We start from the raw sequence: 17,846 nt of genomic DNA, 5'->3' as shown, positions 1-17,846 counted from the left end.
CGCTCGGGGAGCGACGATGAGCGAACGCAAACCGGTCGTGCTGGTGACAGGAGCGAGCGGCTTCATCGGCCGTCACCTCGGGCAGGCGCTGGTGCGCAAGGGATGGTCGGTCCGCCCCGTCGTCCGCAAGCGGCAGGGCATCGACGGCGAGGTCGTGATCGAATCGATCGGCCGCGACACCGACTGGCGGGCCGCGCTCGAGGGGGTGGAGGCGGTGGTTCACCTTGCCGCGCGCGTGCATCACAGGCGCGAGGAGCATGCAGCCCAGCTCTACCAGGACGTCAACACCGCCGGCACGGTGCACCTGGCGCGCTGCGCGGCGAGGGCGGGCGTGCGCCATTTCATCTTCATCAGCACCGTGCTGGTGCATGGCCGCAGCAACGAGGGCAGGGCCCCGTTCAGCGAGAACGACGTCCCGACGCCGCGCGGCCTCTACGGGACGTCCAAGGCGGCGGCCGAGGCGGGCCTGAGGACGCTCGCGGGCGAGAGCGATATGAAGATCTCCGTGATCAGGCCGCCCATGGTCTATGGCGCGAGCGCCAAGGGAAGTTTCGCTCTGTTGACGCGCGCGATGAACCTTGGGGTGCCGTTGCCGTTCGCCGCGATCCGCAATCGCCGCGCCTTCCTTGCCGTGCAGAACCTGTCCTCCTTCATCCTGCACCGGCTCGCTCATCCAGATGCGGCCGGCCATTTCGAGATATTCCTGCTCGCCGACAGCGAGCAGTTCTCGACGCCCGAATTCATCGCGCGTCTGGCGAAGGCCTCCGGCAAGCGCCCGCGACTGTTCGGCGTGCCGCCGGGCCTGCTCAGCGCGCTTTTCCGAATGATCGGCCGGCAGGACATGCATGACAGCCTGATCGGCTCGCTCGAGCTCGACGTCTCGAAGGCGCTCGCGACCGGGTGGCGGCCGGAGGTTTCGCTCGATGAGGGGCTGCGGCTCGCCGTGTCGGCTCAGGACGCCTGAGGGCGGGAGAAGCGGCGCAGCAGGAGGGCGACCGCGATCGCGCCGGCGATCAGCGCGGGCAGCGTGACGGCCACCGTCGCGGCGCGAACGGCGAGGATCGCCAGCCCTGCGAGCACGAGGTTAAGCAGGAAGACTTCGCCGCTCACCCGGGACACCGAGAAACCGTTGTCGGTCGCGCGCTGATAGAAATGCGAACGGTGCGCCGACCAGAACGGCTCGCGGCGCGCGATGCGCCGAAACAGCGTGATGGTGGCATCGGCGAGGTAGTAGGCCGGCAGCAGCAGCGCCGCAGCCGCTTGTCCGTGCCAGGCGAGCTCGAGCAGGCACCAGCCGAGCAGGAGGCCGATCGGCAGGCTGCCGACATCGCCCAGGAAGACTTTTGCGACAGGACGGTTGAACGGCGCGAAGCCGAGCATGGCGCCGCACAGCGCGGTGGCGATCAGCACGGCCGGCCATGGGAGATCCCCGAGCATTCCCAGCAGCAGCAGCGCAGCGGTGACCGGAACGACTTCCGCCACCGTCATCAGGTCGAGCCCGTCCATGAAGTTGACGAGGTTCACGAACCAGACGCCGGCAAGGACGATGAGGCCGCGCTCCAGCGCGAGCGGGAGCGCCGGCACGATGCGCGCGGTGTCGGGGGCGGTGAACACCACGGCGCCGACGCAGGCGGCCTGCAGCACCAGGCGCACGAGCACGGGCAGCGATACGATGTCGTCGACGAAGCCGACCAGCGCGATCACGATTGTCGCAGCGACCAGCGCCGGCGGGATCGCGACATTGGCGGAGACCCCCCACAGCGAGGCAACGATCAGCGTCGCGGCGATCACCGCGATGCCGGCGCCCTGCGGGGTCGGGACGCGATGGGAGGACCGCGCATTCGGCCGCGCCAGCGCGTAGCGCTGCAGCAGGGGGCGGCTGGTCCAGGTCACGAGCGCCGAGATCAGCGCGGCCGCCGCAACGGCAAGCAGCAGGGCCGCGCCGGCGAGCGCATCGGCAGCCGAATTCACTCCGGCACTCCGATCGGGGCCGACCCTTGCGCGGCTTTCTCGGCGCTGAGGATCCAGACCAGGCCGCCGACTGCCCCGACCAGGAAGAACACGGCGCCGAACAGCAGCGAGACGTTGACGCCCTCGTTGGCGGAAAGTCCCGCGAAGCCGAACGCAAGGCTCATCGTGGCCTCACGCACGCCCCAGCCGGCGATCGAGATCGGCATCATCGTGATCAGCATCACCGGCGGCACGAGCAGAAAGACGTCGCTGAAGCGAACCGGGGCCCCAATCGACTGCACGACGCACCAGGCGATGACGACGGCGAGCACGTGAACGAGGACCGACAGGATCGCGACGACGGGGCCGCTTGTGCCGCTGAAGATCACGCGATTGGCGATGACGGCGCAGGCGTGGATGTGATGCGTTGCCCACCAGGTCTTCAGCCAGCGCCATTTCAGCGCGCCGAAGATCAGGAAGCCGAGGCCGCCGGCGAGCGCCAGGAGGTCGATGAGCAGCAGCGCCGAGCGACCGTGCGGATCGGTGATGAGGGTGTAGCTCCAGGGCAGGCTGGCGACGATTAAGATCGCGAGCGCGACCAGGCCGATGGCGCGGTCGACGAAGATCGAGTAGGTCGCCGTGCGCCAGCCGGCGCCGGCGCGGGCGACCAGCCACAGGCGCACGGCATCGCCGCCGATCGCCGACGGCAGCGTCTGGTTGAAGAACGAGCCGATCACGTTGTATCGCATGGCGCGGCCGAGCTCGAGCGGCGCGCCGCAGGCGGCGCTGATCTCGCGCCAGCGCAGCACGCCGACGAAGATCTGCAGGAACGTGACCGCGATCGCCACACCGAGCCAGAACAGGCTGGTCAGGGTGAATCGGGAAAACAGCTCGGACAGGTCGACCTTGCGCAGCGCCAGATAGAGCAGCGCCGCGGAAATCAGGATCTTGGCCGTCGACAACAGGATTCGGCGCATCTCGTCCGCATGAACAGGGTTTGCTAAGATTGGAGGCAACCCGACGCGAGGCGCCGAATTCGGCCGCTTTGGTATGGTTTTGGCGCCGATCTTGCAATAGCTCTCGTCGAGGAGCCGTCGTTAAGGACGCCATGAGGAGACCGCGTGAAGGAGCGGGGAGCCTATTGCGACCCCGTCGAGGTGGCGGCTAGACAGGATCGGGCGAGGGATCACCCAGGGAACAGGATGACGGATCGGGCGATTTTGGTCACGGGTGCGGCCGGCTTCATCGGCTTCCACGTCGCCCGGCAGCTCCTGGGCGAAGGTCGCGCCGTCGTCGGGCTCGACAATCTCAACAGCTATTACGATCCGGCGCTGAAGAAAGCGCGCCTTGCTCTGCTCCGGGACCAACCGCGTTTCTCGTTCGTCGAGGCCGATCTCGCCGACCGCGAGACCATGGCGGCGCTGTTCGCGCAGCATCGTTTTGCCAAAGTCGTGCATCTGGCCGCGCAGGCCGGCGTGCGCTACTCGATCGAGCAGCCGCAGACCTACGCCGATTCCAATCTCGTCGGCTTTCTCAACGTGCTGGAGGGCTGCCGCAACAATGGCTGCGGTCATCTGGTCTACGCCTCGTCATCCTCCGTTTACGGCGCCAACACAAAACTGCCATTTGCGGTTGCGGACCGCACCGACCATCCGGTCAGCCTCTACGCCGCGACCAAGAAGGCGAACGAGGTGATGGCGCAGTCCTACAGCCATCTTTATCGCCTGCCGGTCACGGGGCTGCGGTTCTTCACCATCTACGGGCCATGGGGCCGCCCCGACATGGCCATGTTTCTGTTCGCGAGCGCCATCATGGCCGGCAAGCCGATCCGGCTCTTTAACCATGGCAAAATGCGCCGCGATTTCACCTATATCGACGATGTGACGCGCGTCGTGTCCAAGCTGATCGATCTCGTGCCTGCGGACGATCCGGCTGCCGCAAATGCGCCGTCAAAGCTCTACAATGTCGGCAATCATCATCCGGAGGAACTGATGCACGTCGTCGGTCTTCTGGAGCGGGAGCTGGGCCGGACGGCGATCAAAGAATTGCTGCCGATGCAGCCGGGAGATGTGCTGGAAACGTTCGCGGATGTCGAGGATCTCTCGCGCGACACCGGCTTTGCACCGTCAACGCCGATCGAGCATGGGGTTCATAACTTCGTCACCTGGTATCGGGACCATTTCAAGGTTTGAGATCACGATGGACAAACGCATAATCCCCCTGATCATGTGCGGCGGTGCCGGCACGCGGCTGTGGCCCGCTTCGCGCGAGGTTCGGCCCAAGCAGTTCCTGCCGCTGTTCGGCACGCGCTCGACGTTCCAGGACACGCTGCTGCGCGTGTCCGATCCCTCTTTGTTCGACCGGCCGATCGTCATCACCAACGCCTCCTACCGCTTCATGGTGCTGGAGCAGCTCGCCGAGATCGGCATTGAGGCCGACGTGATCCTCGAGCCGATGCGGCGCGATTCCGGCCCTGCCATCGCGGCCGGCGCGGTGTTCGCGCAGAACCGCGCCAGCGAGGCGATCGTGCTCGCGCTCGCCGCCGATCACGTCGTGCAGAATAATGCTGCCTTCGTCGCCGCCTGTCGCGAGGGCCTCACCGCCGCGAATGCCGGGCGCATCGTCACCTTCGGCGTCAAGCCGGAACGGCCGGCAACGGAATATGGCTACATCAATCCGGGCGACGTGATCGCGGGCGAGGTGCAGGCGGTTGCGCGCTTCGTCGAGAAGCCGGACGCGGTGAAGGCCTCCGACTACGTCAATTCCGGCTATCTCTGGAACAGCGGCAACTTCATGTTCCCGGCGAGCGTGCTGCTCGACGAATATCGCAGGGTCGATGCGGCAAGCGTCGAGGCCGTCACCAATGCCGTCAACAATGCCGGCCGCGATCTCGGCTTCGTCACGCTGGAGCCCGAGGCGTTCGGCGCGGCCAAGGCGATCTCAATCGACTATGCGGTGATGGAGAAGACCTCGCGCGCCGCCGTCGTGCCGGTGTCGTGCGGCTGGTCCGACGTCGGCTCATGGCATGCGGTGTGGGAGCTGTCGGAGAAGGACGCGCAAGGCAATGCCGCGCACGGCACCGCCGTGTTCGAGGATTCCCGCAATTGCAACGTCACCACGGATTCCGCGCTGGTCGCGCTCGAAGGCGTCGACGATCTCGTCGTCGTCGCGACCGCGGACGCGGTGCTGGTCTCGCGGCAGAAGGATGCCAACGGGCTGAAGCGCCTGGTGACGAAATTGAAGTCGGTCGCGCCGAAAGTCACCGAAGAGCATCTCAAGGTGCACCGGCCCTGGGGCAGCTATCAATCCGTCGACAATGGCGAGCGCCACCAGGTCAAGCGCATCGTGGTGAAGCCGGGCGGGCGGCTGTCGCTGCAGAAGCACCATCATCGTGCCGAGCACTGGATCGTGGTCCGCGGCACGGCGCAGGTGACCGTCAACGAGACGGTGAAGACGGTGCACGAGAACGAGTCGATCTACATCCCGATGGGCGCCGTCCACCGGATGGAGAATCCCGGCAAGATCCAGCTGGATCTGATCGAGGTCCAGACTGGAAGCTATCTGGGGGAAGACGACATCATCCGGATTGAAGACGACTATCAAAGGTCGTAACCAGCAAACTCCGAATCACGCGACCCGGGCCGAGAAGCGGTATCTTTTTCGGCCTAAGGCCCGGGGAACGTGTAACTTTTTGAATCAAATCGTGTCCGGCCCGCCAGGGCGGCATTCGCCACAAATGTGGCGTCCGTGCTAGAAGCGGCCCGGGGATTTGCGTTGAATCGGGGTTTGCTCAGATGACTTCCAGGGGATCTGCACCGGCAAAGGCCGGCTTGCGCGTCGGTGTCATTGGCGCCGGCGTGATGGGCAGCAACCATGCGCGCGTGCTCAGCGGCCTGCCCGGCGTCAGCCTCGTCGGCGTCGTCGATCCCTCGCCGGCACATCGTGCGCGGGCCACGGAGCTCGCCAATTGCGAAAGCTTCGAGACGCTCGACCAGCTGTTCGCCGAAGGCGTCGATGCCGTCACCATCGCGGCACCGACCCATCTGCATCACGAGGTCGCGCTCGCATGCATCGCCAAGAACATCCATGTGCTGGTCGAAAAGCCGATCGCATCCACGGTGGCAGAGGGCCGCGAGATCGTCGCCGCCGCGCACAAGGCGGGCGTCACGCTGATGATCGGCCATGTCGAGCGCTTCAATCCGGCGGTCGCCGCGGTTAAGCAGGCGATCGCGGGCGAGGACATTCTCTCCATCGCGATCACCCGCGTCGGCCCGTTCCCGCCGCGCATGTCCAATGTCGGCGTCGTCATCGACCTTGCCGTGCACGACATCGATTTGATCCGCTGGTTCACCGAATCCGACATCGTCGAGGTGCAGCCGCAATTGTCGAGCGCGGTCGCCCAGCGCGAGGACATCGCGCTCTTGCAGTTCCGCACCGAGAGCGGCGTGCTCGCCCACATCAACACCAACTGGCTGACGCCGTTCAAGGCGCGCAGCGTCACGGTCGCAACGCGCGGCAAATACGTGATGGGCGATCTCTTGACGCGCCAGGTCACCGAATGCTTCGGCTTCAAGCCGGACGGCAGCTACTCGATGCGGCATCTGCCGGTCGGCCATGACGAGCCGCTTCGCGCCGAGCTGATCGCGTTCCTCAAGGCGGTGCGCAACGGCGAGACGCCGGCAGTGACGGGCGACGAGGGCGTCGCCAGCCTCGAGATCGCCACGCAATGCCTGGAGAGGCCCTCGCGTCCTGCGGCGACGTCACCCGCGCGCAAGGGGCCGCGCCGCGTCGCCGGCTGATCCCTTCCATGTCGACCGCTCAAACGTCACAAGGCGTCATGAACCAGCACTTACGTTCCGAACCCATTCCCTTCATCGACGTCGCCTCGCAGCGCCGCCGGCTCGGCGCCTCGCTCGATGCCGCCGTGAAGCGCGTGATGGACCATTGCCAGTTCGTCAACGGGCCGGAGGTCTTCGAGCTCGAGAAGCAGCTTGCGGCCTACTCAGGCGCCAAGCACGTGATCGGCTGCGCCAGCGGCACCGACGCCATCCTGATGGTGATGATGGCCAGGAATGTCGGGCCCGGCGATGCCGTGCTGTGTCCGTCCTTCACCTTCATCGCGACCGCTTCGCCCGTGGCGCGGACCGGCGCGACGCCGGTCTATGTCGACGTCGACGAGACCACCTTCAACATGAGCCCGGAATCGCTCAAGCGCGGCATCGCCACCGCTCGCAAGGCCGGTCTCAAGCCCGTCGCGGTGATTCCGGTCGATTTGTTCGGCCAGCCCGCCGATCACGATGCCATCGCCGAGATCGCCAGGGCCGAGGGCCTGTTCGTGCTCGACGACGCCGCGCAAGGCTTTGGCGCGAGCTACAAGGGGCGCAAGCTCGGCACCCTCGGCCACGCCACTGCGACCAGCTTCTTCCCGGCAAAGCCGCTCGGCTGCTTCGGCGACGGCGGCGCGATCTTCACCGATGACGACGAGCTCGCCGCCACCTTGCGCAGCATCCGCGTGCACGGGCAGGGCGTCGACAAATACGACAACGTCCGCCTCGGCCTCACCGGCCGGCTCGACACCATGCAGGCCGCGGTCCTGATCGAGAAGCTGAAGATCTTCGATGACGAGATCGCCGCTCGCAACAGGGTCGCGGAGCGCTATGCGCGCGGCCTGTCCAATGTCGTCACCGTGCCGCGCCTCGCGCCCGGCAAGACCTCGGTCTGGGCGCAGTACACCATCCGCCTGCCCAAAGGCACCGATCGCGACGGTTTCGCTGCCGCGCTAAAAGCCCAGGGCGTGCCGACCGCGATCTATTACGGCAAGTCGATGCACCAGCAGACCGCCTACAAGCAGTACCCGGTCGCCGAGGGCGGATTGCCGGGTTGCGAGAGCCTGTCGCAGGACGTCATCAGCCTGCCGATGCATGCCTACCTGACCGAGGCCGATCAGGAGCGAATCATCGCCGCCGTCCGCGGCGCGCTGGCGGGCTGAGTTCTTCCCTCTCCCCTTGCGGGAGAGGTTGGCTTCGCGAAGCGAAGCCGGGTGAGGGGTCTCTCTCCGTACGGCATGCGCTGAGAGATATCCCTCACCCGATTGAGTCTGTATCTGCCTGCGGTGCTGCCCTCTCCCGCAAGGGGAGAGGGCGCAGTAATGCGCATCGCAAGATGCATCGACCTCCGTCCGATAAGTCTCTACAACAATCCGCATGCTCGGACGCATCTTCACGGTCGGTGGTTACACGCTGCTGTCGCGGCTGACGGGGTTTGCCCGCGACATCATGCTCGCGGCGATCCTCGGTGCCGGGCCGGTGGCCGACGCCTTTTTCGTGGCGCTGCGGCTTCCCAACCATTTCCGCGCGATCTTCGCCGAGGGCGCCTTCAACGCCGCCTGGGTGCCGGCCTATGCCCATGTCCATGGCGAGAAGGGGGAGGCGGCCGCACATTTGTTCGCCGACCGCATCTTCACGCTGCTCCTGGCCTCGCAGGTGGTGCTGCTGATCGCCGCCTGGCTGTTCATGCCGCAGGCCATGAGCATCCTGGCGCCGGGCTTTTCCGAGGATGCCGAGCAGCGCAAGCTCGCGATCGAGCTGACCCGGATCACCTTTCCCTATCTGCTCTTGATCACGCTGGTGACGCTCTATGGCGGCATGCTCAACGTGATGCAGCGCTTTGCCAGCGCCGCGGCCGCTTCGATCTTCCTCAACGTCGCCATGATGATGACGCTGGCGGTTGCCGTCTGGTTTCCGACCGCAGGCCATGCCGCGGCCTGGGGCGTCCTGATCTCCGGCTTCCTGCAATATTTCCTGCTCGCCGGAGATCTCGCCCGCCATGGCGGCCTGCCGCGCTTTGCCCCGCTCAAGCTCGACGAAGACGTCCGCGGCTTCTTCAAGGCGCTGGGGCCGGCGACATTGGGCTCGATGGGCACGCAGGTCGCGCTGTTCGCCGATACCATCATCGCGACCTTCCTGCCCGCGGGCGCGCTGTCCGCGCTCTATTATGCCGACCGGCTCAACCAGCTGCCGATCGGCGTCATCGGCATCGCCATCGGCACGGTGCTGCTGCCGGAGATGTCGCGGCGGATCACCGCAAACGACCACGATGGCGCGCTGAGGGCGCAGCGCCGCGCCTTCGATTTCACGCTGCTGTTCTCGATCCCGTTCGTGGCCGCCTTCATCACCGTGCCCGATGCGATCATGCGCGCGCTGTTCGCGCGCGGTGCGTTCTCCAAGGCCGATGCCGCCGCCGCCGGTGCGACGCTCGCGGCCTATGCCATCGGCTTGATCCCGTTCGTGCTGATCCGCAGCGCGGTCGCGACCTTCTATGCCCGCAAGGACACCGCAACGCCAGTGCGGGCGTCGCTGACCGGTATCGCGGTCAATGTCGCGCTGAAGGTCGCCTTGATGGGATCGCTGGCCCAGATCGGCCTCGCGCTGGCCACCGCCATCGGCGTCTGGACCAATCTCTTGCTGGTGCTGTACTTCGCCGTGCGGCGCGGCTTTCTCGTGCTCGACCGCGCCTGGCTGCTGTCGCTCGCCAAGTTCTTGCTGACCGGCCTCATCCTCGCCGCCGCGTTCTGGCTGATTGCGCACTTCAGCGGCCCTTGGCTGGGCGCGATGCACTTCCGGGATGAATTGATGCTGATCCTGCTCGCCGTCGGCGGCACGATCGTCTACGCGCTCGCGATCCTCGTCTTGTTCGGCCGCAAATGGCTGGTCTCGCTGGTGCGTGGCTAGAGAGCACGGCATTCGCCTCCAAGCTGCAGCCAACATCGGCACATCTCTTGATTTTGCGCGATTGCGGTGGTAGGAGTCGCTCATGATCAAGTGCTCGCGCAAAGTCTCCCGCAACCACATCACCCGCTTCGGCTGGGCGGTGGGAGGAGTCGTGCGCTAGGATTTCGACGACATCTTTTCCACCAGGCCCCGCCGGCATCGGACGGGGCCTTTTGTTTGGCCACGCTCCCTGCCGGCTCAACAGCAGGAGCGTCCGATGCCACCACAACTGACGAGCATTTCATCCGAGGCCGAGCACGATGCGGCGGTGCTTCGCCTCGACCAATCCATTGCGCTCGCGAAGCAGGCCATGGACGAGGTTCGGCGGCAGCGGCTCGTCTCAACGTGTCCGTTGCAACGCCGGGCCAAGCCTTGTCGGGGAGAGAAGCTGCCGCAGCCGCGCCGGCGCAAAGTCTCCTGGGCCTGCTCAAGCGATATTGGTCTGCTTTTGGGACGTGGCGCCTGCACCCGCGGGTCAGTTTGATGGATCTGAGCGACAGGGAGCTGACCGACATCGGCCTGACGCGCGCCGAGATCAACTATCTCGCACCTGGGCGGGCGATCGATGCGCTCAGAGATAGTACGAGGTATCTGTTGAGCCGCGGGATGTGAGTAATCGACGATCCTCACGCTGGCATATGACCTGACGCGCGCGGCTTGAACTCGGCAAGGTCTGGCTCAATCCAGCCGTGCCGCGCCTCCCGCGAGAACAGCGCTTCGCGGCTCCAGAAACGCAACAGTGCATCCTTTTCGGTTGCCGGGGACGCAAGCACCGCGTTGCAGGCGGCGACAATGTCGCGGCGGCCGACCTCCGCAAGAATTCCTTCGATGATCATCAAGAAGGCCATCGTCATCGTGTGGTGATAGCCACGCACATCGTCGTTCACGCCGCCAGCGGCAACATTGTAGGCGCGGATCATCTCGGGGAGTTCGACCCGCCAGTCCCGAGCCGGATCAGTGGCGAGCAAGTAGCTCGTCACGATCAGATGTTCACGATGGCTGAAACGTGCCCCCGGAAGTGTACGCGCGAGGAAGCCCTCGCTCAGTTCGGCGACCTCTGCAGCATCCGTGCAGCTACGTCTATGTTACCTTGGTACCAAGGTAACATTCTAGAACGGGAAAGGCAAATTGGGATCGGTCAACTCGGCCGCCCAGGCTCTGCCTGTGTGACAACAATGGTTCCGCGATCAGACCGTCGACCCCGCAGGCGTCCGAACGAATCCAAGATTCACCTGGTCTCTGAGGACGTGAGTTGCAGGGCTGGAGACCGATGCCCGAGCAAGTCCGGCAATGGCATGATGCGACTAAACGCCCGCCTTCCGATCGAGGTCACACATCATGAGTTCAGAAACCCACAAGCATTCAGTCCAACGCGTACAGACGGGAGTTCGGATCGAGAAGCGCATTCTCAAGGTCGCGAAAGGCCTCGCCGAATACCTGGATATGAGCCTCGGTGATTTGCTGGAGGGCGTTCTCCTGCATTCGTTCGAAGGCAAGACTCCGTTCGAGCCTGCGACGCTGCAACGCATTTCGACGCTGAAAGATTTGTACGGGCTGACGCTCACGGCCTCCGATGCTCATCAGCTATTTGAAGCTCGGGGTGAGCACGAGAACAGCTAAGTGGGAGCGCTTGGCTCTCGCCGTCAACGTCACACGATCACGCTGGGACCTTGCCGAGCATTCCCGTGAGGCACGCGTGGCGCGATTGAACCTGCGACCCCTGCGCCCGCCTAAACCCGTTTGCCTTGCCAGTTTTTCCACGGCAATATGCCCACAAAACAACCATGAGAACGGGAAGATAAAATGGCGGCTCCCATCAAGTTCGGCGTTGGCCAAAGCGTGCTGCGCAAGGAGGATGACGCGCTCATCCGCGGCAAGGGCCGCTATACCGACGATTACGCGCCGCAGGCCGCGCTCCGCTGCCTGGTGCTGCGCTCGCCGCATGCGCATGCCAAATACAGCATCGATGCGAGCCGCGCGCGCGGCCTGCCGGGCGTTGCGCTGATCCTGACGGCCGACGACGTCGGGGATCTCGGCAATCTGCCCTGCCTGTTCAACCTCGAGACCGATCCGTTCACCGGCCCGCCTTACCCGATCCTGGCCAAGGACGAGGTGCGCCACGTCGGCGATGCCGTCGCCTTCGTGGTCGCCGAGACCATCGACCAGGCTCGCGATGCGATCGAGGCGATCGAGGTCCAATGGTCGCCGCTGCCCGCGGTGACTGGCGTCGTCAACGCCGTGAAGAAGGGCGCAGCCTTGGTCTGGCCCGACAAGCCGGGCAACGTGCTGTTCGACGTCTCGATCGGCGACAAAGCGGCGACGGAAGCTGCCTTCGCGAAAGCACATGCGGTCGCCGAGATCTCCATCGTCAATCCGCGCGTGGTTGCAAGCTTCTTGGAGACCCGCGCGGCGGTCTGCGAATACGATTCCAAGCGCGACCATCTGACGCTGACGGTCGGCAGCCAGGGCAGCCACCGTCTGCGCGACATCCTCTGCCAGAACGTGCTCAACATCCCTACCGACAAGATGCGGGTGATCTGCCCCGACGTCGGCGGCGGGTTCGGCACAAAACTGTTTCCGTATCGGGAATATGCCCTGATGGCCGTCGCTGCGCGCAAACTGAAGAAGGCGGTGAAGTGGGCGGCCGACCGCTCCGAGCATTTCATGGGCGATGCGCAGGGCCGCGACAACGTCACCACTGCCAAGATGGCGCTGGCTGAAGACGGCAAGTTCCTCGCGATGGATTGCGACCTCATGGGCGACATGGGCGCGTATCTGTCGACCTTCGGGCCCTACATCCCGCATGGCGGCGCCGGCATGCTGCCCGGCCTCTACGACATCCAGGCCTTCCATTGCCGGGTGCGCACGATCTTCACCCACAGCGTGCCGGTCGACGCCTATCGCGGCGCGGGCCGGCCCGAAGCCGCCTATGTCATCGAGCGCCTCGTCGATGCCTGCGCGCGAAAGCTCGACATGACGCCGGATGCCATCCGCCGCAAGAATTTCATCCCTCCGAAGGCGCTGCCCTACAAGACCGCGACCGGCAAGGTCTACGATTCCGGCGACTTCGCCGCGCACCTGAAGCGCGCGATGGAGATCGCGGAATGGAAGGAATTCCCCAAGCGCGCCAAGGCGGCCAAGAAGGGCGGCCTGATCCGCGGCATCGGGCTTGCGAGCTATGTCGAGATTTGCGGCGTGATGGGTGAAGAGACGGCCAACGTCCGCCTCGATGCCAATGGCGACGTCACCGTGCTGATCGGCACGCAATCGAGCGGGCAGGGCCATCAGACCGCCTATGCGCAGATCGTCGCCGAACAGTTCGGCGTGGCGCCCGAGCGCGTGCATGTCCGGCAGGGCGACACAGACGAGATCGCGACCGGCCTCGGCACCGGCGGCTCGGCCTCGATCCCCTCCGGCGGCGTCAGCGTCGAGCGCGCCACGCGCGAGCTCGGTTCGAGGCTGAAGGAGATCGCGGCACAGGCGCTGGAAGCCAGCGCGGGCGACCTCGAAATCTCCGAAGGCGTGGTGCGGATCGCCGGCACCGACCGCTCGATCTCGTTTGCCGACCTGGCCAAGCGGCCCGGCGTCGATCCATCGAAGCTGAACGGTAGCGCGACCTTTGCCAGCGCCGACGGCACTTATCCCAACGGCACCCATGTTGCGGAGGTCGAGATCGATCCGGCGACCGGCATCATCAAAATCGTCAACTACGTGATCGTCGACGATTTCGGCAAGACGCTCAATCCGCTGCTCTTGGCCGGCCAGGTGCATGGCGGCGCCATGCAGGGCATCGGCCAGGCCTTGATGGAGCAGGTGGTGTATGGACCGACCGACGGCCAGCTCATCACCGCGACCTTCATGGACTATGCGCTGCCGCGCGCGGCGGACGGGCCGGCCTTCGTGTTCGAGACCCACAACGTGCCCTGCAAGACCAATCCGATGGGCGTGAAGGGGGCCGGCGAGGCCGGCGCGATCGGCTCCTGTCCGGCCGTGGTCAACGCCATCGTCGATGCGCTCTGGCGCGAGTACAAGATCGACCACATCGACATGCCGGCAACGCCCGAGCGGGTGTGGGTTGCGATCAGCGAGCATCACCGCCGTCACAGCTTGTGAAGCCGCGCTCCCCCGCGCGCACGGGAATAAACGCGCCGCGCGGGGTTCTACCTATGATGGGTCCCGGCTTCACCAGAAGCCGGTGACAGTCTCATTCCCCGAACGTCTCGAGAGCCGGAGAAACGAACCAATGAAACGGACGATGATTGTCGCGGGCGCCCTCGTGCTGGGCGCGGGCGCCGTCATGGCGCAACAGGAGATTGCCGTCCAGCAGGACAATCTGATGCGAGCGATCGCCAAGAATCAGTATGGCGTGCTTCAGAAGATGAGCAAGGGCGATATTCCCTTCGACAAGAAGGCTGCCGATGAGGCCATCGCCAGCATCGAGGCCGATGTTGCCAAGATCGCCAAGACCTTCGAGATCAATCCCAAGCAGGATGTCGTCAACGCGACCTATGGTTCCTCGCCGAAGGTCTGGCAGAACAAGGCCGATTTCGATGCCAAGATCCCGCCGGTGCAGAAGGCGATCGCCGACGCCAAAGGCAAGATCACCAATGTCGCGGGCCTGAAGGCGGCCTACACGGCGATCAACGACCGCTGCAATGATTGTCACGAAACCTATCGCGTGAAATTGAAATAGCGGGGCGGTCGTCGTTTGTAGCCCGGATGGAGCGCAGCGCAATCCGGGAAGACGGCGTGACTTGATGGACTTGTCCCGGATTGCGCTGCGCTCCATCCGGGCTACCAAGGACTTCGGAAAGGGCGGTTGCGAAAGCAACCGCCTTTTTCTTGACCGCGGCCTGCAGGAACTTCCGTCCGCAAGGCCTGACGGATTGCCGCGAGAGCGGCTATCCTTGCGCCAACGGCCGTGCGCTCACACGAGTCTCCTCCCGGCATCCTCACGTCGGGATTCCCAGCGCGCGGCGAGCACCTCGATCAACAGCGAGACAGGCCATGGCAAAACCGTTCCCCTCCAAGACCCATATCGGCAATCATATGCTGCATCCGGAAACCCTGATGCTGACCTATGGCTATGATCCGCAATTGTCCGAGGGCGCCATCAAGCCGCCGGTGTTCCTGACCTCCACCTTCGTGTTCAAGACCGCCGAGGACGGGCAGGACTTCTTCGACTACGTCGCCGGACGGCGCGAGCCGCCGGAAGGCATGGGCGCCGGCCTGGTCTATTCGCGCTTCAATCATCCCAACAGCGAGATCGTCGAGGACAGGCTCGCGATCTACGAGCGCACGGAGAGTTGCGCGCTGTTCTCGTCCGGCATGGCGGCTATCGCCACCACGATCCTGGCCTTCGTTCGCCCCGGCGATGTCATCCTGCACTCGCAGCCGCTCTATGGCGGGACGGAGACGCTGCTGACGAACACGCTCGCGCGCCTGTCGATCGGCGCCGTCGGCTTTGCCGACGGCATCGACGAGACGGCAGTCAGGCAGGCCTCGGAGCAGGCCATGGGCAAGGGGCGGGTGTCGATGATCCTGATCGAGACGCCCGCCAATCCGACCAACGGCCTCGTCGACATCGCAATGATCCGCCGCATCGCCGATTCCATCGGCAAGGCCCAGGGACACACGCCCGTCATCGCCTGCGACAACACGCTGCTCGGGCCGGTGTTTCAGCGGCCGATCGAACACGGCGCGGATCTGTCGCTGTATTCGCTGACAAAGTATGTCGGCGGTCATTCCGACCTGATCGCGGGCGCCGCGCTCGGATCGAAGGCGATCATGAAAGGCATCAAGGCGCTGCGCGGCGCCATCGGCACCCAGCTCGATCCGCATTCGTGCTGGATGATCAACCGCTCGCTCGAGACGCTCAGCCTGCGGATGGAGAAGGCCGATGCGAATGCGCGGCTCGTGGCGGACTTCCTGCGCGACCATCCGAAGGTCGCCAGGGTGCACTATCTCGGTCACCACGAGCAGGGCTCGCTGTCCGGCCGTGTGTTCGCGCGGCAATGCCTGGGCGCGGGCTCGACGTTCTCGTTCGACATCGTCGGCGGCAAGGAGGCGGCGGTGAAATTCCTCAACGCGCTGCAGATCCTCAAGCTGGCGGTGAGCCTTGGCGGCACGGAATCGCTCGCAAGCCTGCCGGCAACGATGACCCATTCCGGCGTTCCCGCCGACATCCGCCGAAAGATCGGCGTGCTCGATTCCACGATCCGGCTGTCGATCGGCATCGAGAACCCGTCGGACCTGATCGCAGACCTCGCGCAGGCGCTGAACGCGGCTTGAGCACGGTCAGAGTCGTAGCGTCGTAGCCTGGATGGGGCGCAGCGAAATCCGGGGACCTGTCCGCAACGCGCAGGGCTCCCGGATTGCACCAACGGGCGGCGCTTCGCGCCGACCGTTGGCTCCATCCGGGCTACGAAGTTGCTTGGAATCGAAAAGGCCGGACGCTCCCTCCTTGCGTCCGGCCTTTCCGCGACGAAGCCCGCGTTTTCGCTTTACTTCGTCACCTGACCGCGGATCTCGCCGGCCGGGTTCGCCGCGGTATGGATGTTGATGTAGTACTTGCCGCCGAGCAGATCGGCGGCCTGCGCGTCGGTGAGCGTGGCTTCGCCCTTGACCGGGCTCGAGGCTGCATTCGGGATCGGGACCGCGACGCCGGCGTTCTTGCCGGCTTCGGCAGGCCCGTGGAAATGCGCGGCGGTGGCGGGGCCCGAGAGGCCGGAATAGGTGACGGTCCAGGACAGCTTCTTGCTGGCAGCGTCGTAGTCCAGATCGGCCGTTCCGGTCGCGCTGCTGGTGTTGGCGGGGACTTCGGATTTGCCGTCCAGCGTCGCCTTCAGTTTCTCCGCGCTGGCCGGGGCGGCGAACGCAACGGCGGCTCCGAGTACCAGTGTGGCAAAAACGGCTTTGGTCATGGCTTTCTCCTGTTGACGCCTGATTGCTTTTCAAACAGTGCGTCATGCGGTTTATTCCGGCATTACATCCGGGCCGTCTAAAATATTCGTGGTTGGATCGAGCGCGGCATGACCCTTAAGTTCGCGCGTTCACGATGGAATGATCGAATGTTGCGACGAACGCTCCTTGCCGCCCTGATCGCCGCCGCCGCGGCGTTCGCACTCTATTGGTGGTTGACCGCCCCGGCCGTGCTGGCCTTGCCGGCGCCGACACGCAACCCCGATCTCGCCAACGGGCAGGAGCTGTTCAACGCCGGCGGCTGCTCGTCCTGTCATGCCACCCCCAATCAGCCCGATCGCCTGCGGCTCGGCGGCGGGCTGGCGCTGGGCTCGCCGTTCGGGACGTTCTACGTCCCCAATATTTCCCCCGATCCCGCCTACGGGATCGGCCGCTGGAGCGAGGCCGATTTCGTCAACGCCGTGATGCGCGGCATCTCGCCCACGGGCACGCACTATTTCCCCGCCTTTCCCTACACGTCCTATCATCTGGCCAGTGTCGACGACGTCCGCGATCTCTTTGCCTATCTGAAGACGCTTCCGTCGGTGTCCGGCACAGTGGGCGACCACGCGCTGCCGTTTCCGTTCAACATCCGCCGCAATGTCGGCATCTGGAAGCTGCTGTTCATGGACACCGCGCCGTTCGTCGCGGACGCCGCGCGCTCGCCGCAATGGAATCGCGGAGCCTATCTCGTGAACGCTTTCGGCCATTGCGCCGAATGCCACAGCCCGCGCAATGCGCTCGGCGGCATCATCGCCAGCCAGCGCTTTGCCGGTGGGCCCAATCCCGAAGGGGAGGGCTGGGTGCCCAACATCACGCAGCAGGGCATCGGCAACTGGAGCGAGAAGGATATCGCGGATTTTCTCGAGACCGGCGACCTGCCCGAGGGCGACAGCGCTTCGGGCGCGATGCGGGCGGTGATCAAGAATCTGGCGCAACTTACCGCGGAAGACCGCGCCGCGATGGCCGCCTATCTGAAGTCGCTGCCGCCGGTGCAGGGACCGACACCGCCCAAGCGCAAGGAGGGCGGCTAGCGCTGCCGGCGCTTCGGCCGTTGTTTTGCGCGTGATCTAAAGCGCGATGAGATTGGGATGAATCATCATCGCGCTTTAGGTTGTTGTTTACGCATGATCTTTCCGGAAAACCGCTTCGCACTTTTCCGGATCA

Annotated in this window: 17 protein-coding genes; 13 read left to right on the top strand and 4 right to left on the bottom strand. The window is 65.1% G+C overall.

Annotation, left to right across the window (positions count from 1 at the left end; translation table 11 throughout):
- Positions 1 to 16: 16 nt before the first annotated feature.
- Positions 17 to 964 (top strand): NAD-dependent epimerase/dehydratase family protein, encoded by a 948-nt coding sequence (locus I6F24_RS29935; protein ID WP_225135849.1) that lies wholly within the window; start codon positions 17 to 19, stop codon positions 962 to 964.
- Here the strand turns inward: I6F24_RS29935 and I6F24_RS29930 are convergent.
- Both I6F24_RS29930 and I6F24_RS29925 read right to left on the bottom strand, forming a co-directional pair.
- Positions 952 to 1,971: a glycosyltransferase family 4 protein gene (locus tag I6F24_RS29930; RefSeq protein ID WP_225135851.1), complete on the bottom strand. Its 1,020-nt coding sequence runs from the start codon at positions 1,969 to 1,971 to the stop codon at positions 952 to 954. The two genes, I6F24_RS29935 and I6F24_RS29930, sit on opposite strands and share 13 nt — an antisense overlap.
- Complete coding sequence (locus I6F24_RS29925; protein WP_225114168.1) at positions 1,968 to 2,927, bottom strand: lysylphosphatidylglycerol synthase transmembrane domain-containing protein; 960 nt, start codon at positions 2,925 to 2,927, stop codon at positions 1,968 to 1,970. The genes I6F24_RS29930 and I6F24_RS29925 overlap by 4 nt, the downstream gene beginning before the upstream one ends.
- A 225-nt stretch (positions 2,928 to 3,152) precedes the next feature.
- Between I6F24_RS29925 and I6F24_RS29920 the strand changes: the two genes are divergently transcribed.
- The 7 genes from I6F24_RS29920 (at position 3,153) to I6F24_RS29890 (ending at position 10,331) form a co-directional block, all read left to right on the top strand.
- Positions 3,153 to 4,142, top strand: coding sequence for an SDR family NAD(P)-dependent oxidoreductase (locus I6F24_RS29920; RefSeq protein WP_036029977.1), 990 nt, complete (start codon positions 3,153 to 3,155; stop codon positions 4,140 to 4,142).
- A gap of 7 nt (positions 4,143 to 4,149) precedes the next feature.
- Complete coding sequence (locus I6F24_RS29915) at positions 4,150 to 5,562, top strand: mannose-1-phosphate guanylyltransferase/mannose-6-phosphate isomerase (protein ID WP_225150630.1); 1,413 nt, start codon at positions 4,150 to 4,152, stop codon at positions 5,560 to 5,562.
- Positions 5,563 to 5,744: 182 nt separating this feature from the next.
- A complete protein-coding gene (locus I6F24_RS29910) occupies positions 5,745 to 6,749 on the top strand; it encodes a Gfo/Idh/MocA family oxidoreductase (RefSeq protein WP_225150632.1) in 1,005 nt (334 codons plus the stop codon).
- 38 nt (positions 6,750 to 6,787) lie between these two features.
- Positions 6,788 to 7,939 (top strand): DegT/DnrJ/EryC1/StrS family aminotransferase, encoded by a 1,152-nt coding sequence (locus I6F24_RS29905; protein ID WP_225150709.1) that lies wholly within the window; start codon positions 6,788 to 6,790, stop codon positions 7,937 to 7,939.
- A 214-nt stretch (positions 7,940 to 8,153) separates the two neighbouring features.
- Positions 8,154 to 9,680 (top strand): murein biosynthesis integral membrane protein MurJ, encoded by a 1,527-nt coding sequence (gene murJ / locus I6F24_RS29900; RefSeq protein WP_225150634.1) that lies wholly within the window; start codon positions 8,154 to 8,156, stop codon positions 9,678 to 9,680.
- Between the two features lie 256 nt (positions 9,681 to 9,936).
- Entirely contained in the window at positions 9,937 to 10,203 is a 267-nt protein-coding gene (locus I6F24_RS29895) for a hypothetical protein (protein ID WP_225150636.1), read from the top strand.
- A complete protein-coding gene (locus I6F24_RS29890) occupies positions 10,203 to 10,331 on the top strand; it encodes a DUF1127 domain-containing protein (protein ID WP_225150638.1) in 129 nt (42 codons plus the stop codon). The genes I6F24_RS29895 and I6F24_RS29890 overlap by 1 nt, the downstream gene beginning before the upstream one ends.
- Positions 10,332 to 10,345: 14 nt before the next feature.
- Here I6F24_RS29890 and I6F24_RS29885 read toward each other — a convergent pair whose 3' ends face one another.
- Positions 10,346 to 10,687 carry a hypothetical protein gene (locus tag I6F24_RS29885; protein ID WP_225150640.1) on the bottom strand — a complete coding sequence of 114 codons (342 nt, stop codon included), beginning with the start codon at positions 10,685 to 10,687 and terminating at the stop codon, positions 10,346 to 10,348.
- A gap of 370 nt (positions 10,688 to 11,057) precedes the next feature.
- Between I6F24_RS29885 and I6F24_RS29880 the strand changes: the two genes are divergently transcribed.
- The 4 genes from I6F24_RS29880 (at position 11,058) to I6F24_RS29865 (ending at position 16,010) form a co-directional block, all read left to right on the top strand.
- Positions 11,058 to 11,339, top strand: coding sequence for a hypothetical protein (locus tag I6F24_RS29880; protein ID WP_225150642.1), 282 nt, complete (start codon positions 11,058 to 11,060; stop codon positions 11,337 to 11,339).
- A gap of 183 nt (positions 11,340 to 11,522) precedes the next feature.
- Positions 11,523 to 13,832: a xanthine dehydrogenase family protein molybdopterin-binding subunit gene (locus I6F24_RS29875; RefSeq protein WP_057028750.1), complete on the top strand. Its 2,310-nt coding sequence runs from the start codon at positions 11,523 to 11,525 to the stop codon at positions 13,830 to 13,832.
- Positions 13,833 to 13,962: 130 nt separating this feature from the next.
- A complete protein-coding gene (locus I6F24_RS29870) occupies positions 13,963 to 14,412 on the top strand; it encodes a cytochrome c (protein ID WP_057028751.1) in 450 nt (149 codons plus the stop codon).
- Between the two features lie 314 nt (positions 14,413 to 14,726).
- A complete protein-coding gene (locus tag I6F24_RS29865; protein ID WP_225150643.1) occupies positions 14,727 to 16,010 on the top strand; it encodes a cystathionine gamma-synthase family protein in 1,284 nt (427 codons plus the stop codon).
- Positions 16,011 to 16,222: 212 nt separating this feature from the next.
- Here I6F24_RS29865 and I6F24_RS29860 read toward each other — a convergent pair whose 3' ends face one another.
- The gene (locus I6F24_RS29860; RefSeq protein WP_036015536.1) at positions 16,223 to 16,642 is read right to left on the bottom strand and encodes a CHRD domain-containing protein; all 420 of its coding nucleotides are present in this window, start codon (positions 16,640 to 16,642) and stop codon (positions 16,223 to 16,225) included.
- Between the two features lie 147 nt (positions 16,643 to 16,789).
- Between I6F24_RS29860 and I6F24_RS29855 the strand changes: the two genes are divergently transcribed.
- Positions 16,790 to 17,713 carry a cytochrome c gene (locus I6F24_RS29855; protein WP_036015538.1) on the top strand — a complete coding sequence of 308 codons (924 nt, stop codon included), beginning with the start codon at positions 16,790 to 16,792 and terminating at the stop codon, positions 17,711 to 17,713.
- Positions 17,714 to 17,846 lie beyond the last annotated feature (133 nt).

Source organism: Bradyrhizobium sp. BRP23, assembly GCF_020194135.1.
In the GTDB taxonomy this organism is placed as follows: Bacteria; Pseudomonadota; Alphaproteobacteria; order Rhizobiales; family Xanthobacteraceae; genus Bradyrhizobium; species Bradyrhizobium yuanmingense.
Note: the sequence above shows the minus strand (reverse complement) of the source record. Positions and strands in the feature narration are given on the sequence as shown.

Bases quoted from the DNA above. Each gene is read 5' to 3' on its own strand.
- I6F24_RS29935 (WP_225135849.1), top strand. From the start codon at position 17: ATGAGCGAACGCAAACCGGTCGTGCTGGTGACAGGAGCGAGCGGCTTC.
- I6F24_RS29925 (WP_225114168.1), bottom strand. From the start codon at position 2,927: ATGCGCCGAATCCTGTTGTCGACGGCCAAGATCCTGATTTCCGCGGCG.
- I6F24_RS29920 (WP_036029977.1), top strand. From the start codon at position 3,153: ATGACGGATCGGGCGATTTTGGTCACGGGTGCGGCCGGCTTCATCGGC.
- I6F24_RS29915 (WP_225150630.1), top strand. From the start codon at position 4,150: ATGGACAAACGCATAATCCCCCTGATCATGTGCGGCGGTGCCGGCACG.
- I6F24_RS29910 (WP_225150632.1), top strand. From the start codon at position 5,745: ATGACTTCCAGGGGATCTGCACCGGCAAAGGCCGGCTTGCGCGTCGGT.
- I6F24_RS29905 (WP_225150709.1), top strand. From the start codon at position 6,788: ATGAACCAGCACTTACGTTCCGAACCCATTCCCTTCATCGACGTCGCC.
- murJ (WP_225150634.1), top strand. From the start codon at position 8,154: ATGCTCGGACGCATCTTCACGGTCGGTGGTTACACGCTGCTGTCGCGG.
- I6F24_RS29895 (WP_225150636.1), top strand. From the start codon at position 9,937: ATGCCACCACAACTGACGAGCATTTCATCCGAGGCCGAGCACGATGCG.
- I6F24_RS29890 (WP_225150638.1), top strand. From the start codon at position 10,203: ATGGATCTGAGCGACAGGGAGCTGACCGACATCGGCCTGACGCGCGCC.
- I6F24_RS29880 (WP_225150642.1), top strand. From the start codon at position 11,058: ATGAGTTCAGAAACCCACAAGCATTCAGTCCAACGCGTACAGACGGGA.
- I6F24_RS29875 (WP_057028750.1), top strand. From the start codon at position 11,523: ATGGCGGCTCCCATCAAGTTCGGCGTTGGCCAAAGCGTGCTGCGCAAG.
- I6F24_RS29870 (WP_057028751.1), top strand. From the start codon at position 13,963: ATGAAACGGACGATGATTGTCGCGGGCGCCCTCGTGCTGGGCGCGGGC.
- I6F24_RS29865 (WP_225150643.1), top strand. From the start codon at position 14,727: ATGGCAAAACCGTTCCCCTCCAAGACCCATATCGGCAATCATATGCTG.
- I6F24_RS29860 (WP_036015536.1), bottom strand. From the start codon at position 16,642: ATGACCAAAGCCGTTTTTGCCACACTGGTACTCGGAGCCGCCGTTGCG.
- I6F24_RS29855 (WP_036015538.1), top strand. From the start codon at position 16,790: ATGTTGCGACGAACGCTCCTTGCCGCCCTGATCGCCGCCGCCGCGGCG.